Source organism: Chania multitudinisentens RB-25, assembly GCF_000520015.2.
Taxonomy (GTDB): Bacteria; Pseudomonadota; Gammaproteobacteria; order Enterobacterales; family Enterobacteriaceae; genus Chania; species Chania multitudinisentens.
Genome location: NZ_CP007044.2, coordinates 2,306,711 through 2,322,709 on the forward strand (window position 1 = coordinate 2,306,711; position 15,999 = coordinate 2,322,709).

The window sequence follows — 15,999 nt, forward strand, 5'->3', positions numbered from 1 at the left end:
GTCAATGGATGATGAGCATCCCACGTGTAGAAGTACAGGTTCCGCGTACCCGCCTGTTGCCGCTGCTGATTGCGTTAGCACTGGCGAATGGCCAAGTATCTGCCGCACAACCCATCGAATTCAATACCGACGTTCTGGATGTACAGGAGCGCGGCAACATTGATTTGGGGCGTTTTGCCCGCGCAGGCTATGTGATGCCAGGTGAATACAGCCTGGTGGTCAACGTAAATCAACAAGAACTGCCAGAACAATCGATTCAGTTTTACCCGGCGGAAAAGGACGCAGCCAGCACGGAAGCCTGCTTACCGCCGATCTTGGTGAAGCAGATAGGGCTCAAAGAGGAATTTGCCCGTCAACTGGCCTGGTGGCATAACGGCCAGTGTCTGGTGATCGGCAGCCTTGACGGGATGACGGTGCGCCCTGATTTAGGCAGCAACACGCTGTATCTCAGTATTCCTCAAGCTTACCTTGAATACAGCGCCGCCGATTGGGATCCGCCTGCGCGCTGGGACGATGGCATTCCTGGGTTGCTGCTGGATTACAACCTCAACGCGCAGAATCAGCGTCAGACGCAAAATGACAATGTGCAGAAAGGTTATAACCTGAGCGGTAACGGCGTGGTGGGAGCCAACGCGGGAAGCTGGCGGTTACGCGCCAGTTGGCAGACTCAGATTGAGCACCAGACCGGATCGGGGCAGCCGACCCGGCGAAATTTCGAATGGACACAGTACACCGCCTACCGGGCGATCGCGCGGTTGCGCGCCAAACTGACGGTGGGTGAAGATTTCCTTAACTCCGACATTTTTGACAGTTTCCGCTATACCGGGGTGAGCCTGGTGAGCGATGACGCCATGCTGCCACCTAACCTGCGCGGCTATGCGCCGGAAGTCAGTGGCGTGGCGCGTACTAACGCCCGCGTAGTGGTCAGCCAGCAAGGGCGGGTGCTGTATGAAACGCTAGTCCCGGCTGGGCCGTTCCGTATTCAGGATTTGAGTAACGCAGTCTCTGGGCTGATGGATGTGCGGGTTGAAGAACAGGATGGCAGCGTACAGGCATTCAGCATCAGTACGGCCAGTATTCCTTACCTGACGCGGCCGGGCATGGTGCGCTACAAGCTGGCTAGTGGTCGGCCGACCGACTGGCGGCACCGCACGCAGGGCCCGCTGTTTGGCAGCGGTGAATTCTCCTGGGGGATCAACAATGGCTGGTCATTGTTCGGGGGTGGCGTGGCCGGTGATGAATACAACGCTTTGGCATTGGGGATCGGCCGTGACCTGATGGCGTTTGGCGCCTTGTCGTTTGACGTGACGCAGTCATGGGCGCGTTTGCCACAGCAGGAATCTCTGTCAGGGGGCTCGTATCGCCTGCGTTATTCGAAGAACTTCGATCAGATTGGCGGTCAGGTGACCTTTGCCGGCTACCGCTTCTCGGAACGCAGCTTTATGACCATGGGCGAATTTATTGAAGCGCGCAATCTGGGCACCCGCAGCCAGAACAGCAAAGAAATGTACACCGTGTCTTACAGCCAGCAGTTCCGTAACATCGGGCTGACGGCCAACCTGAACTATGACCACCAGACTTATTGGGATCGGGATGCTAACGATCGCTACAGCCTGTCGCTGATGCGTTACCTCGACATTGGCCGTTTTAAGAATCTTAGCCTGTCGATGACGGGTTACCGCAATCAATACAATGGGTTGAATGATGATGGGGTGTTCCTGTCGCTGTCGCTGCCTTGGGGTAACAGAGGCTCGGTGAGCTACAGCGGAACATGGGATCGCAATGACAACACGCACCGGGTGAGTTACTCCGATCGCGTCGGCGATCGTGGCAGCTATCAGGTGAGCAGCGGCTGGACGCGCAAGGGCGCACTGGCGAGCGGTTTCTATAGCCACCAGGCGGATTGGGCGCAGATTAATGCCACCGCCAGTACTCAGGCAGGGAGCTACAGTGTAGTAGGGCTGGCCTTGCAGGGCGGAGCAACGGCGACCCGTGAAGGGGCGGCGCTGCACCGGGTAGTGGTGCCAGGCGGTACTCGTCTGCTGGTTGATACCGACGGCGTGGCGGATATCCCGGTGCGCAACTATGGCGCACCGGTGCTGACTAACCGCTTTGGTAAGGCGGTGGTAGCGGATATGAACAACTATTACCGCAATCAGGTGAACATCGATCTGGACCAACTGCCGGATAACGCCGAAGCGTTGAAGTCAGTGGTGCAGGCGACCTTGACCGAAGGGGCGATAGGTTACCGCCGCTTTGACGTCATCGCGGGTGAGAAGGCTATGGCGGTGATCCGGCTGGCGGACGGCACCATGCCACCCTTTGGGGCTACCGTACAGAATCGGAAAAAACGCGATGTGGGGATCGTCAACGACGGTGGCAGCGTATATCTGAGCGGCATCGAACGTGGCGAAAAAATGACGGTGTACTGGGATGAACAGGCGCAGTGCGAACTGATATTACCGGCCGTGTTGCCTAATAACGGGGCGAGTGAATTGCTGCTGCCATGCCGAACGATAGCCCCGAAAACAGAGACTACAGACTTGGCCGCAGTACAGACAAACGCTGAGACAATACGATGATGAGATATGGCATGAATAGAATGAATACGAAGGTGGTGCTGGCTGCCGGAACGTTACTGTGCGTATTGACAACGCAGGCTCAGGCGGCCATTGCGCTGGATCGTACCCGGATTATCTTTGCCGGGGGAGATAAGTCCGTCAGCTTGAACGTGAATAATGACAACAAGCAATTACCTTATCTGGCTCAGGGCTGGATAGATGATGCACAGGGCAACAAAGTGACCAGCCCGTTGACCGTGCTGCCGCCGGTGCAGCGTATTGAAGCGGGGGCGAAAAGCCAGGTGAAAATTCAGGCGTTGCCGATGGTGGATCAACTGCCGCAGGACCGGGAAACCTTGTACTACTTCAATCTGCGTGAAATCCCGCCAAAGAGCGATAAGGCGAACACTTTGCAGATCGCGCTGCAAACACGCATCAAACTGTTTTATCGGCCAAAAAGCCTGATGAAGACCACCGCAGAAATGGCCACACCCTGGCAGGAACAACTGACCCTGACGAAGCAGGGTGATAAATATGTGGTCAATAACCCAACGCCTTATTACGTGACTTTAGTGGATGCGGGTAGCCGGAAGGGGATCAGTGCACCGGGCTTTGAGCCGCTGATGCTGGATCCTAAAGGGAGTGCGCCGCTGGCGGTGAGCGCATCGGTGCTGGGGGAGGCGCCTGTGCTGACCTATGTTAACGACTACGGTGGGCGCCCGGCGTTGACGTTCCGCTGCGGCGGTGCGAGCTGTCAGGTAGTGCCGGAGAAGAAGGGTTAACCCAAACGGGTCGTGCCAGGTCACAGGGAGAGGGCGCGGTTCCGGTCTGCTAGGAGAGAACGTATGCAACAACATTATCCTGTACTGGGTGGGCATCGCAGGAGTGCAATGCGAACCGGGGGAGGAGGTAAATATCGTACCGGAGTATTACTGGGTATTTTGCTGATGAGTGCTCCATCTGTCGCCAATATGCCGGTAAATATCAGAGGGACGGTGATCATTCCTCCGCCTTGTACGATTAATAATAATCAAACGATTCAGGTGGATTTTGGTAACGAGGTGATGACCACCCGTATTGATGGCGTTAACTATAAACAGGCGATTACTTATAGTTTGAGTTGCGACATCCAAAAATCCAATAACCTGAAAATGAGCATACAGGGCACTGCGGCCACGTTTAATTCGGCTCTGCTGCGTACGGATAAAAACGGATTAGGTATTGCGTTATACCACGGGGCACAGCCATTAAATGCCAATACCTGGTTTAATTATACCTACCCCAGCAAACCGGAGCTTTATGCGGTGTTGGTTAAGCAGAGTGGAGTGACCCTGACCGGTGGTGAGTTTGCGGCATCCGCGACGTTATTAATCGATTACCAGTAAAGGAAGGGAGACATAAGTCATGTGGATTTTACGGTTTTCCCTGCTGGCTGCGGGTTTGAGTAGCTATTTATCGATTGCGTTTGCCGCCGGGGGGGATGTGGCATTTCGGGGAACATTACTTGAGCCCCCTCCCTGCACTATTAACAGTGGCAATAATATCACCGTTGATTTCGGCGTAAAGGTGGGGGTTAAAAAGGTCGATGGCGTTAATTATATGCAGGATATTAACTATGATCTGGTCTGTGAACCTAATACCCACAGTTGGGTATTAAAGTTGAAACTCACGGGAAACAGTACCTCTTTTGATAATGCGGCGGTACAGACCAATATTAGCAACCTGGGAATTAAAATCCTGCGTGATGGCCAACCGTTTGTCCTGGGAAGTGAAATTACCACCACGCCTGCCAGTAAACCCCAGCTTAAAGCCGTGCCGGTACAAAAACCGGGAGTGTTATTAACGGAAGGCGCATTTGAAGCCGCAGTCACGCTTCAGGCTGATTACCAATAATAGGGAGCGACATGATGCGCTTTGCAGCACTGTTATTGCCCATGCTGGCAGGGTTATTCGGTTCACCGAATTTATCCTTCGCAGCCGATAATCTACGTTTCAAAGGGGCATTGGTCGCAGAGCCGTGCACATTGAGAGTGGCAGATGAAAATATTACGGTTGATTTTGGTTCGATCGTTGAAAAATATCTCTACCTCAATGGCCGCACGCTGGGCGAACCGTTGGTATTACATCTGGATGATTGTGATATCAGTTTGGGTAATTTGGTGAAACTGACGTTTTCCGGTATTGAAAATACCAAACTGCGTGGGTTGCTGGCGATATCGGGTGCAAGCCAGACCAGCGGAATTGCCATTGGTATCGAAACAACGCAGGGCAATCTGGTGGCGTTAAATACAGGCAGTTATAACCAGGGGTTGGTTGCAGGGAATAATACGCTCAACCTGCGCACCTATGTGCAGGGGGAACCCGAAGCGATTACCCAGAAAACGATTACCCCTGGTGATTTTAGCGCCAGTGCAACGTTTTTATTGGAATATGAGTAGCCTGTAATACGGCTTACCCCGATGCCAACAATATTACTTATTAATACACGATGGATTAAGGATAATCACAGGGGCGTTTATGAAAGCCATTCGTATTATTTTTTTGGCTGTCACCATGTTGACAGCGTATAGCGCCCATAGCGCGATTTATTCTTATATTACTAAAAGTGAAGGGACACCTGCGAATGCTAAATATTGGTGGACCATTGAATATTGGGATACTGTCGATTCAACGCCGAATCCCTGTTATCGCTGGTCACAATGCACAGCATTTATCGGCCACCGCCACAGCGATGCGGGTGAAGCAGGGCCCGGTGTTTCGGATGGTGCAGAATTTATTGATGGTATCCAGAGTTATGCAACGGTAGGCGAGGTGGGAGCCGCTTTTCAGCGTAAGTATTCGCTACCGCGTAGCGGAACCCAGAATCACGTTGGTCCCGCCGTTACTCAGGAATGTGTCGGGGTATACTATAAATCGACCACAGGTACCGGTAGTGCTGCTGGGAGTATCATGATGCCCAGCAGTTTATGCGGTATCGTTCCGCCGCCGGTGGGTAAATGTGAATTTACCGAAACCAGCGTTGAATTGACGCATGGCCAGATCCAATTGAAAAATATTGAAGGGCATCAGGCGCGGCAGACCGGTTACATCCGCTGTACACAAGATATGGATGTCATGGTTTATGCCGCAGGGGCGGGCGGTAATGGCCTGGTAAACCTCAGAAGTGATGGGAGCCTGCAATCCCGCTTGACCATTGGCGGAGTGAATGGCGCAACAGGGGTCAGAATACGTGCTTTAGCGAGTATCAAGATGCCAGTGGAGTTTATGTCTACGCTGACGAAAACAGGTAACGTAGAAGCAGGTGATTTCTTCGGTTCGGCTACGGCTATTCTGGCGATGCCTTAGTTTGCAGTTATTAACGGTAGCGGCGAGCGGTTGATGTGAGCATATAAGCAATGGCAAAGGTATTTTAAATACCTTTGCCAAACCCTAACCTCCCGAAAGTGGCTCAGTTTTGCACTACCTGGTTTGGCGAATATTAACTAGGCAGTGTCCCTAAATTGTTGTCATTCGTTTTAGGGGGGGAGCGGGTATTACCATCAGGGTAATACCCGCCGCCGTTAACGGTCTGCCAGGAATTGGCGGGCTGGCCGCCAGCTTTTAAAGCGTCGGTTGTTCGGCGGTGGTTGAAGTCACCACTAACTCTACCTGTTGTTGTTGCAGCAACGTCCCCAGCGAAGGGGGCGGTGGCGCGTCGGTAAATAGTGCCGTAACCTGGCGGGTATTGCCAATTTCTACCGCCGCAGAGGCGTGGAATTTGGTGTGATCCGCCGCCAGCAGAATATGGCGCGAATGCGCCATCATCGCTTTCGCTACGCTGGATTCATTGACATCGAACTCCAGCAAATCACCATTCGCTTCAATTGCCCCTACGCTGGTGATCAGATAATCGGCACGGAACCCGGCGACGAAAGCCACCGCACTGGGGCCGATAATACCGCCGTTGTGCGGGCGCAGAGTGCCACCCGGCACCATCACTTCAAACTCGGTATTTTTATACAGAATATGGGCCACCCGCAGGCTGTTGGTGATAATCCGCAGGTGGCTGTGGTTCATCAGCGCACGGGCAATATGCTCAACCGTGGTACCGATGGTGATAAACACCGTGGAACGATCGGGGATGTAATCAGCAATTGCTTCCGCAATTGCGATTTTTTCTTCGGTGTAAGAGAGTTCGCGCTGCTCAAACGCAGTGTTGACCACGCTGGAAGCGCGCCCCGCGCCGCCGTGATGGCGGGTAATCAACCCCTGTTCGCTCAGTTTGCGGATATCGCGCCGTACCGTTTGGGTTGAAACGGTCAGCAGCTGCGCCAACTCATCAATGTTCATATAGCCGCGTTTGGCGATCAACTGAATCAGCTGATCGTGGCGCGGGTTGCCGGTAAGTTCAGTCAGATTCATGTTCATTTCTCTTAAATAGGGTCATCAGTTGGTCATTTTATACAAAACTGGCCAGGAAAGAGTCTATTTGATCACAATTGGGGATGCCTGCACGCCCGCCGGGGCGAGTACACTTCAGAGCGGCAACTGCATTGGCGTAGCGAACCGCCTGGGCAAGATCCGGCTGGGAACCCAGTGCTACCGCCAATGCGCCGTGAAAAACGTCTCCTGCTCCGGTGGTATCCACTACCTCAACCTTAAAGCCGGGCTGATGTTTCAGTTGGTCATTTTCTAGCCATAAACAGCCTTGCTTGCCCCGAGTGACATAGATTTGTCCGTTTTTGTCATTTTTTGCTAAGCGTAAGCCTTTTTCAATGTCACTGGTTCCCGTCATTCGTGCCAAGCCCGGTTCGGAAAACGCAGCGTGATCGGCCAATGCCACCAGCGGGCGGATGTCCTGCGGTGTTATGTCGGCATCCAGCAGCGTGGCGACTCCGGCGCGCCGTGCCAGCGTAAAGGCTGCCAGCGCCCCCTGGTGCCAACGCACGTCCGCCAGCACCACATCATACTGGCTAAAATCGATATCGTTTAACCAACTCGCTTCTTCCGGCAGGTCTGGGCTGGGGTGGTTAATGATGATGCGTTCACCCTGGGCATCCACCAGCACCGCCGATTGCGACGAGCGAGCCCGTGAGCAGCAGCGAGTATAGGCGGTGTTGACGCCATAGCTGGCTAACTCTGCCAGTAACACTTGCCCGGTGGCGTCGTCCCCGACGCGGCCAATAAAATCGACTTTCGCACCCAGTCTGGCGGCAGCTACCGCAGCCGTTGCCGCCGGGCCACCGCCAATTTCCCGGTAGTCGCTGGCAACAAACTTCCCGCCCCCTTGCGGCAGTTTCTCCACGTAATACAAACGGTCCTGCACCGTAATACCTACACAGGCAATGCGAGTCATGGTCTGGCTTCCTTATTTTCATCTGCTGTTAGCAAAACGATTTTCACCAAAAAGCGGCTATCGATCACGATGTCATCATTTTAATTTTCTCAAATGTGAAAAGAGTGATGCATGTCAATTTTTTGACTATAAATTACAAATACGATCAAAAACAGACAAAAACAGTCTGGGTTGTGGTCGATAAATTGACACAACGCTGACAACCGTACAGAACAGGAGAAGCACCATGGCACAGATCGCCTTTATCGGGTTAGGGCAAATGGGCGCACCGATGGCCAGCAATCTGATTAAACAGGGCCATCGGCTGAGCGTTTTTGATATCAGCTCTGCTGCGGTCAGCGCATTGGTAGCGTTGGGAGCAACGGCGGCAGCTAACCCGGCGCAGGCAGCGCTGGATGCAGAATTCGTGATCACCATGTTGCCGAATGGCGATCTGGTGCGTGAGGTGTTGTTTGCTGCCGATGGCGTGTGTTCTGCCTTGTCGCCAGCGGCACTGGTGATGGATATGTCCACCATTCACCCGCTGCAAACCGATCGGCTGATTGCCGACATGCAGGCGCGTGGTTTCAGCCTGATGGATGCCCCGGTAGGGCGCACTTCCGATCACGCGCAGGCGGGCACTTTGCTGATCCTGGCCGGCGGCACGGCTGAGCAGGTAGAGCGCGCTACGCCGGTGCTGATGGCGATGGGATCGGAGCTGGTCAATGCCGGTGGGCCAGGCATGGGGATTCGCGTGAAGCTGATCAACAACTACATGAGTATTGCACTCAATGCGCTGTCTGCCGAAGCCGCAGTGTTGTGCGAGGCATTGGGGTTGTCGTTCGATGTGGCGCTGCAAGTGATGAACGGCACGCCGGCCGGTAAAGGCCATTTCACCACCTCATGGCCGAACAAGGTGCTGAAAGGCGATCTCAGCCCGGCGTTCATGATCGATCTGGCGCATAAGGATTTAGGCATTGCGCTGGATGTCGCCAATCAGCTGCACGTTGCCATGCCGTTGGGCGCGGCGGCGCGCGAGGTTTACAGCCAGGCCCGCGCCAGCGGGCGTGGGCGTCAGGATTGGAGCGCCATTCTGGAACAGGTTCGCGCGGCTTCCGGGCTGGTGGGCAAGCATTGATTGATAACACAAGCGCCTGATTTTCAGCGCGCCAAGGGGAGAGAAAGATGTCTTATTTATCCGGTTACACCATGACGCAGCACGCATGGAACAACGGCTATGCGATTGGCGCTTTCAGCGCACACAATGCCGAAACCATTCGTGCAATTTTGCTGGCTGCCGAGCAGGAACAGGCGCCGGTGATGATTCAGGTGGGCCAGAAAGTGATTAGCGTGATGGGTCTGGAACCGATGAAAGCCATGATCGACGCTTTTATGCACGACATTAGCGTGCCAGTGTGTATTCACCTGGATCACAGCCGCAGCTTCGCGCAGACCATGCAGGCGGTGCAGGCTGGCTTCCAATCGGTGATGTTTGATGGTTCACATTTACCGTTTGACGAAAACGTGCGGATTACCCGTGCGGTAGCGGATGTGGCTCATGCCTTGAACATCGGCGTTGAAGGGGAGATCGGTAAGATCGGTGGCACCGAAGATGATATTTCGGTTGATGAAAAAGACGCCCTGATCACCAGCAGTGATGAAGCGTTGAAGTTTGCTGAACTGACCACGGTGGACTACTTGGCAGTGTCTATCGGCACTGCCCACGGCCTGTATAAACAAACGCCCAAGCTGGCACTTGCCCGCCTGCAAGAGATCCGCGAAATCGTCAGAAAGCCCATCGTGCTGCACGGCGGTTCCGGTGTACCGGACGATCAAATCTGTAAAGCGATTGCGTTGGGGGTAGCCAAGATCAATGTGGATACCGAACTGCGCCAGGCTTTCACTCAGGGCGTGGCCGAAGTGCTGAATAACGATCCCACAGAGTTTGTGCTGGCGGTTTCGCTTGGGCATGGCCGCGATGTGATGAAAAAGAAAGTGGCCGAAAAAATCAGGCTGTTTGGCAGCCAGGGCAAGGCCGCACTGTTTTAGGCATCCGTCGCGCTAACGGTAAGGGGCAGATTATGACAACGATTCAACGTCAGCATTTTGGTGAACATCAGGGGCAGGCGGTTTCTCTGTTCACGCTGAGCAACGCTAACGGTATGCGGCTGTGTGTGACCGATTACGGCTGCATCATTACTCAACTGTGGGTGCCGGATCGGCACGGCCAGGCAGAAGACATTGTGATGGGGTTTGACAACCTGGCGGCTTATCAGGCCGGGCACCCGTTCTTTGGTGCGATCGCCGGGCGCTGCGCCAACCGTATTGCCGGAGGGCGTTTCAAAATTGACGGCCAGGAATATGTTCTGGCCGCCAACGAACTGCCGACCGGGCAGCATTTGCACGGCGGGCTGCGCGGTTTTGACAAATATGTCTGGCAGGCGCAAGAAGATGGCGACGGCATTATTTTCAGCCGAATTTCTGCTGATGGTGAGGAAGGGTATCCAGGGAGTTTATCGGTGCGTCACCGTATCGGCCTAACCGAAGACAACGTAATGACGCTGGGTTTTGAGGCGGAAACGGATCGGCCGACGCTGGTTAACCTGGTGAATCATAGTCATTACAATCTGCGCGGTCACACACACCTGATCCACGATCAGCAACTCAAAATTGAAGCGGATTTTATCACTCCGGTGGATGAAACCACCATGCTACCGACCGGCGAGATCCGCCGCGTGGCCGGTACGGCATTTGATTTCCGTCATGCCCGCCGTTTGGGGGATGCGATGCGGCACCGCCCGGCGCAGGACTTTGATATGAACTATGTGCTTAAACCGGGCGACGGTACGTTGCATCCGGCCGCCAGCCTGATTTGCCCGCACAGCGGGCGAGTGATGGAAGTGCATACCTCGCTGCCGGGCGTGCAGTTTTATAACGCCTTTAAGCTGTCTAACAAAATCTGGCACGGCAAGGCCGGGCATCGCTATCAGGCGTTTTCCGGTATCTGTCTGGAAACGCAGGCTTTCCCAGACAGCATTCATCATGCTCATTTCGGTAACGTGGTGTTACGCCCAGGCGAAAAATATCGCAGCCGCACCGAGCATCGTTTCAGCACCGTGGCATAGAACTTGATTCATTTTCCCGATTACTGGAAGCAACATAATGACAAATAAAGCAAAAGTTGGCGTGCTGGCCTTAGGCCGCAATACCTTTGACGTTCCTTACGCGCAGGAGATGCTGGTGCAGGCGTGGCAGGCGCTCAACGGTATGGATATCGAACTGGTGGGGGAGCCGGTATTGCAGTTTGATGCGGCATCGGCCCTGCAAGCGTTGCCTGCGCTCAAACAGGCGGATCTCGATCTGTTGCTGATTTTGCAGGTGACCTTTACCGATGCCTCGTTGACCATCGAAGTGGCGCGTGATTTCCCGCTGCCAACGGCGATGTGGTCATTCCCAGAAGCGCGTACCGGTGGCCGCCTGCGGCTGAACTCGTTCTGCGGTGTGAATCTGGCCTGTCACGCGCTGAGCCGTGAGGCGATCAAGGTGCAGACCCTGCATGGCTTGCCGAGCGATAGCCGCCTCATTAACGAATTGCAGCAACTGGCGCAGGCAGCGGCGATCGTCAAACGTTTCAAACAGGCCAAAGTGATGGTGATTGGCGAGCATCCGCTGGGGTTTGAAGCCTGTAACTACAACCAACAGCAGTTGAAACGGCATTTTGGCGTAGAAGTAGCGCGCCAGCCGGTGCTGGAGTTTATCGACGAAGTGAAAGCGCTGCCGGACAGCGTGGCTGATGCACCCTATGCCCGCCGTGCCAAAGACTTTCCCAATCTGGCGGAAATGGATCAAAGCGCCACCCGCAAAACCCTCAAGGTTTACTCCGCCCTGCGTGAGAAAGCGCAGCGTGAAGGTTATACCGGCATTGCCGTGCGCTGCTGGCCGGACTTCTTCACCGACTACGGCTGTGCTGCCTGCGGTGCGCTGGCGCTGATGAACGAAGATAAAGTCCCGTGCGGCTGTGAGGCTGACATGTTTGGCGTACTGTCTTCGCTGATGGTGCAGTGGGCGTCCGGCAATGCGGCGTTCAATACCGATCTGGTGGATATCGATCCACAGGATAACAGCGTGGTGTTCTGGCACTGCGGCCAGGCACCGATCGACATGGCCGATCGCGATGGCCCGGTGCAGGCCACTATCCACTCTAACCGCAAGTTACCACTGTTGTCTGAATTTGCCCTGAAGCCAGGGCGCATCACGCTGTGCCGCATTACCCAAGGCGAAGGCAAACTGCGCCTGATGCTGGCTGGTGGCGAGATGATCAAAGCCCCATTGGCGTTTTCCGGCACCGCAGGCACCGCGCGGCTGGATGTAGATGCCGATACCTATCGCCAGCGGTTGATTGCCGCCGGTATGGAGCATCACACCTCGCTGGTGTACGGCGAACATCGGCCACTGCTGCGCAAAGTGGCCGATCTGCTGGGCTTAGAGGTGCTTGAACTCACTTGAATCACGATGCCAATACCAACACGTGAAAAAATAACGAATTTAACCTTTAGGAGAATGGATCATGGCTTCTCAGCAAGGCTTGGAACTGACGCAGCATGATGGCGGCTTCACCCTGATTTTTCAGCAGCGCGTATTGCTGCGCCACACCCCGGATGCTCCTTGCCTGTGGATCGGGCGCGGCAAGGCGGATATCGAGATGTTCCGTGGCAATTTCAGCATCAAAGATCAGCTCAGTGAGAAACTGGCGCTGACCGATGCCAGTATTACCCCACAGGCACAAGGCTGGAGCATCCGTTTCAGCCGTGGCAACGTCGCCCACAGTACGTTACAGATCACCACCGATGCGGCAGGGCGGCTGGAAATGCAGCTGCACAACAGCGATCAGACCAACAACCGTATGTGGCTGCGCTTGGCCGCTCAGCCTGCCGATCATGTTTATGGCTGCGGCGAGCAGTTTTCCTATTTTGATCTGCGCGGCAAGCCGTTCCCATTGTGGACCAGCGAGCAAGGGGTTGGCCGTAACAAACAGACCTATGTCACCTGGCTGGCGGACTGCCAGGAGAATGCCGGTGGCGATTATTACTGGACGTTTTTCCCTCAGCCGACCTTTGTCAGCAGCCAGAAGTATTACTGCCATGTGGAAAACAGTTGCTACATGAACTTTGATTTTTCTGCCCCTGATTTCCATGAGCTGGCGATCTGGCAGGATCAGGCGGTGCTGCGTATTGACTGCGCCAGTAGCTACATCGGTTTGCTGGAGAAGCTCACCGCGCTATTGGGGCGCCAGCCGGAACTGCCGGACTGGGTGTATGACGGCGTGATCCTGGGGATTCAGGGCGGTACGGAAGTCTGCCAGCAGAAGCTGGATCTGATGCGTGAACACGGTGTTAAAGTCAGCGGCATTTGGGCGCAGGATTGGGAAGGCCGCCGTATCACCTCTTTCGGCAAACGCCTGATGTGGAACTGGCGCTGGGACAGCGAACTGTATCCCGCATTGGATAAGCGTATTCCCCAGTGGAAGAAAGAAGGGGTACGTTTCCTCGGTTACATCAATCCTTATGTGGCGATCGAAAAAGAGCTGTATGCCGAAGCGGCCGAACAGGGCTATCTGACCAAGGACTACAGCGGTAACGACTATCAGGTCGAGTTTGGCGAATTCTATGCCGGGGTGGTCGATCTCACCAAACCGGAGGCCTACGACTGGTACAAGAACGTCATCAAAAAGAACCTGATTGAGTTCGGTCTTGACGGCTGGATGGCAGACTTTGGCGAATACCTGCCGACCGACACCGTGATGCACAACGGTGTGGATGCGGAAATCATGCATAACGCCTGGCCCGCGCTGTGGGCCAAGTGTAACTACGATGCGCTGGTGGAAAGCGGCAAGCTGGGCGAGATCCTGTTCTTTATGCGTGCCGGTTACACCGGCAGCCAGAAATATTCGGTGATGATGTGGGCGGGCGACCAAAACGTTGACTGGAGTCTGGACGACGGTTTGGCTTCGGTGATCCCGGCGGCGCTGTCATTGGCAATGACCGGCCACGGCCTGCATCACAGCGATATTGGCGGTTACACCACGTTGTTCGACATGAAACGCAGCAAAGAATTGCTGATGCGCTGGTGCGAGTTCAGTGCCTTTACGCCGCTGATGCGCACCCATGAGGGCAACCGCCCGGATGATAACTGGCAGTTCGATCACGATGTGGAAACCATCCGCCAGTTTGCCCGCATGAGCCGAGTATTCAGCACCCTGAAATCCTATATCAAACAGGCGGTAGCGCTGAATGCGCAATCAGGCCTGCCGGTGATGCGCCCGCTGTTTCTGCATTACGAGGACGACGCGCACACCTACAGCCTGAAATACCAATACCTATTTGGCCGTGATCTGCTGGTGGCACCGGTGCATGAAGAAGGGCGCAGCGATTGGACGCTCTATCTGCCGCAGGATAGCTGGATCAATCTGTGGACTGGCGAGCCACATAGCGGCGGCGGGGAAGTCACGGTGGCGGCACCGATCGGCCAACCCCCAGTGTTTTACCGCGCCAGCAGCGAATGGGCCGAGCTGTTTGCCTCATTGCGGGCATCGTCATTCTAAAAATGGTCAACCGCCATTGGCCCACCCGGCCAACGGCGGTTAACTCTGGAACAGGGTGTTTTCCAAGGAGAATCACCATGAGTAAAGCGAGCCAGGACCCGGTTACGCTAACGTTGCCATTGCGCGAAAAGTTCGCCTACGGCATGGGCGATGTGGGATCTAACCTCTTGTTATGCGTGGGTACGCTGTACCTGCTGAAATTTTATACCGATGTGCTGGGTATCCCAGCCGCCTGGGGTGGGGTGATCTTCCTGATCTCCCGTTTCTTTACCGCATTTACCGATATCGGCACCGGGTTGATGCTGGATTCCCGGCGTAATATCGGGCCGAAAGGCAAGTTCCGGCCGTTTATCCTGTACGCCTCAATGCCGGTGGCGCTGCTGGTGGTGGCCAATTTTATCGGTACCTCGTTTGATGTCACCGCTAAAACGGTGATCGCCACATTGATCTTTATGGCGTTCGGGCTGTTCTTCAGCATGATGAACTGCTCGTATGGCGCGATGGTGCCAGCGATGACTAAAAACCCGCAGGAGCGTGCGCAACTGGCCGCCTGGCGTCAGGGTGGGGCGACGATCGGCCTGCTGCTGTGTACCGTGGGGTTTGTGCCGATTCTGTCGCTGTTTGAGGGCCGGGCGCAGGTGGGCTATCTGGTGGCGGCAGGGGTATTCGCATTTGCTGGCATGCTGTGCATGTGGTGGTGTTACTCCGGCGTGAAAGAACGCTACGTCGAGCTACCGAAGCCGGGTGCGCCAAAACCGGGCCTGCTGCAATCCTTTAAAGCGATTGCCGGCAACAAACCGCTGTTTGTGCTGTGCATCGCCAACCTGTGTACGTTGGCCGGGTTCAACATCAAATTGGCGATCCAGATCTACTACACCCAATACGTGCTTAACGATATTACCCTGCTGTCTTACATGGGTTTTTTCAGCATGGGCTGCATTCTGCTCGGCGTGCTGCTGGTACCGACGGTGGTGAAACGCTTTGGTAAGAAAAACGTCTACCTGGCCGGTCTTTCTCTATGGATCCTTGGCGATGCGATGAACTACCTGTGGGGCAGCACTTCCACGCTGTTTGTGCTGTTCTCCTGCCTGGCATTTTTTGGCACCGCTTTCGTCAACAGCCTGAACTGGGCGCTGGTATCCGATACCGTGGAATACGGCGAATGGAAAACCGGCGTGCGTTCCGAAGGCACGGTGTATACCGGCTTTACCTTCTTTCGCAAAGTTTCCCAAGGGCTGGCCGGTTTTTTCCCCGGCGTGATGCTGGCCTATATCGGCTATGTGCCTAACGTGGAACAGGGGGCGGGTACGCTGGAAGGGCTGCGGCAACTGATCTTTATCTACCCTTGTGGGCTGGCGGTGCTGACGGCATTAACCATGGGGTTGTTCTACCACCTGACCGAGAAAAACTACCTCAAAATTGTGGATGAACTGGCAACCCGAAAACGCAAGATGAGCCCGGCAGTGTAAACAGACTCAACCTGACAACCCGTTTATGGCAGGCCATCGCAGCGATGGATAAAC

14 protein-coding genes are annotated in these 15,999 nt (G+C 54.9%); 12 read left to right on the forward strand and 2 right to left on the reverse strand.

What is annotated here, in order from left to right; genetic code table 11:
* The first annotated feature begins 8 nt into the window (after positions 1–8).
* The 6 genes from Z042_RS10125 (at position 9) to Z042_RS10150 (ending at position 5,906) form a co-directional block, all read left to right on the forward strand.
* Positions 9–2,582 carry an outer membrane usher protein gene (locus tag Z042_RS10125; RefSeq protein WP_024912223.1) on the forward strand — a complete coding sequence of 858 codons (2,574 nt, stop codon included), beginning with the start codon at positions 9–11 and terminating at the stop codon, positions 2,580–2,582.
* Positions 2,583–2,593: 11 nt separating this feature from the next.
* Entirely contained in the window at positions 2,594–3,343 is a 750-nt protein-coding gene (locus Z042_RS10130; protein ID WP_024912224.1) for a fimbria/pilus periplasmic chaperone, read from the forward strand.
* A gap of 63 nt (positions 3,344–3,406) precedes the next feature.
* Positions 3,407–3,946: a fimbrial protein gene (locus tag Z042_RS10135; RefSeq protein ID WP_236849245.1), complete on the forward strand. Its 540-nt coding sequence runs from the start codon at positions 3,407–3,409 to the stop codon at positions 3,944–3,946.
* 19 nt (positions 3,947–3,965) lie between these two features.
* Positions 3,966–4,454 (forward strand): fimbrial protein, encoded by a 489-nt coding sequence (locus Z042_RS10140; protein WP_024912226.1) that lies wholly within the window; start codon positions 3,966–3,968, stop codon positions 4,452–4,454.
* 11 nt (positions 4,455–4,465) lie between these two features.
* Positions 4,466–4,999, forward strand: a complete 534-nt coding sequence (locus tag Z042_RS10145; RefSeq protein ID WP_417903525.1) for a fimbrial protein — start codon at positions 4,466–4,468, stop codon at positions 4,997–4,999.
* A gap of 79 nt (positions 5,000–5,078) precedes the next feature.
* Entirely contained in the window at positions 5,079–5,906 is an 828-nt protein-coding gene (locus Z042_RS10150; protein ID WP_024912228.1) for an MrpH family fimbial adhesin, read from the forward strand.
* 255 nt (positions 5,907–6,161) lie between these two features.
* Here Z042_RS10150 and Z042_RS10155 read toward each other — a convergent pair whose 3' ends face one another.
* Positions 6,162–6,962 (reverse strand): DeoR/GlpR family DNA-binding transcription regulator, encoded by an 801-nt coding sequence (locus tag Z042_RS10155; RefSeq protein WP_024912229.1) that lies wholly within the window; start codon positions 6,960–6,962, stop codon positions 6,162–6,164.
* Positions 6,963–6,999: 37 nt separating this feature from the next.
* Complete coding sequence (locus Z042_RS10160; RefSeq protein WP_024912230.1) at positions 7,000–7,896, reverse strand: sugar kinase; 897 nt, start codon at positions 7,894–7,896, stop codon at positions 7,000–7,002.
* Between the two features lie 226 nt (positions 7,897–8,122).
* On the opposite strand from Z042_RS10160, the gene yihU reads away from it, so the two are divergent.
* From yihU to Z042_RS10190, 6 genes are all read left to right on the forward strand, one after another.
* Positions 8,123–9,013 (forward strand): sulfolactaldehyde 3-reductase, encoded by an 891-nt coding sequence (gene yihU, locus Z042_RS10165; RefSeq protein ID WP_024912231.1) that lies wholly within the window; start codon positions 8,123–8,125, stop codon positions 9,011–9,013.
* A gap of 47 nt (positions 9,014–9,060) precedes the next feature.
* On the forward strand, positions 9,061–9,924 hold the full coding sequence (locus Z042_RS10170; protein WP_024912232.1) for a class II fructose-bisphosphate aldolase: 864 nt from the start codon (positions 9,061–9,063) through the stop codon (positions 9,922–9,924).
* Between the two features lie 32 nt (positions 9,925–9,956).
* Complete coding sequence (locus Z042_RS10175; protein ID WP_024912233.1) at positions 9,957–11,000, forward strand: aldose epimerase family protein; 1,044 nt, start codon at positions 9,957–9,959, stop codon at positions 10,998–11,000.
* Positions 11,001–11,037: 37 nt separating this feature from the next.
* Positions 11,038–12,381, forward strand: coding sequence for an L-fucose/L-arabinose isomerase family protein (locus Z042_RS10180; protein WP_024912234.1), 1,344 nt, complete (start codon positions 11,038–11,040; stop codon positions 12,379–12,381).
* 61 nt (positions 12,382–12,442) lie between these two features.
* Positions 12,443–14,476 (forward strand): alpha-glucosidase, encoded by a 2,034-nt coding sequence (locus tag Z042_RS10185; RefSeq protein ID WP_024912235.1) that lies wholly within the window; start codon positions 12,443–12,445, stop codon positions 14,474–14,476.
* Between the two features lie 77 nt (positions 14,477–14,553).
* A complete protein-coding gene (locus Z042_RS10190; RefSeq protein WP_024912236.1) occupies positions 14,554–15,945 on the forward strand; it encodes an MFS transporter in 1,392 nt (463 codons plus the stop codon).
* Positions 15,946–15,999 lie beyond the last annotated feature (54 nt).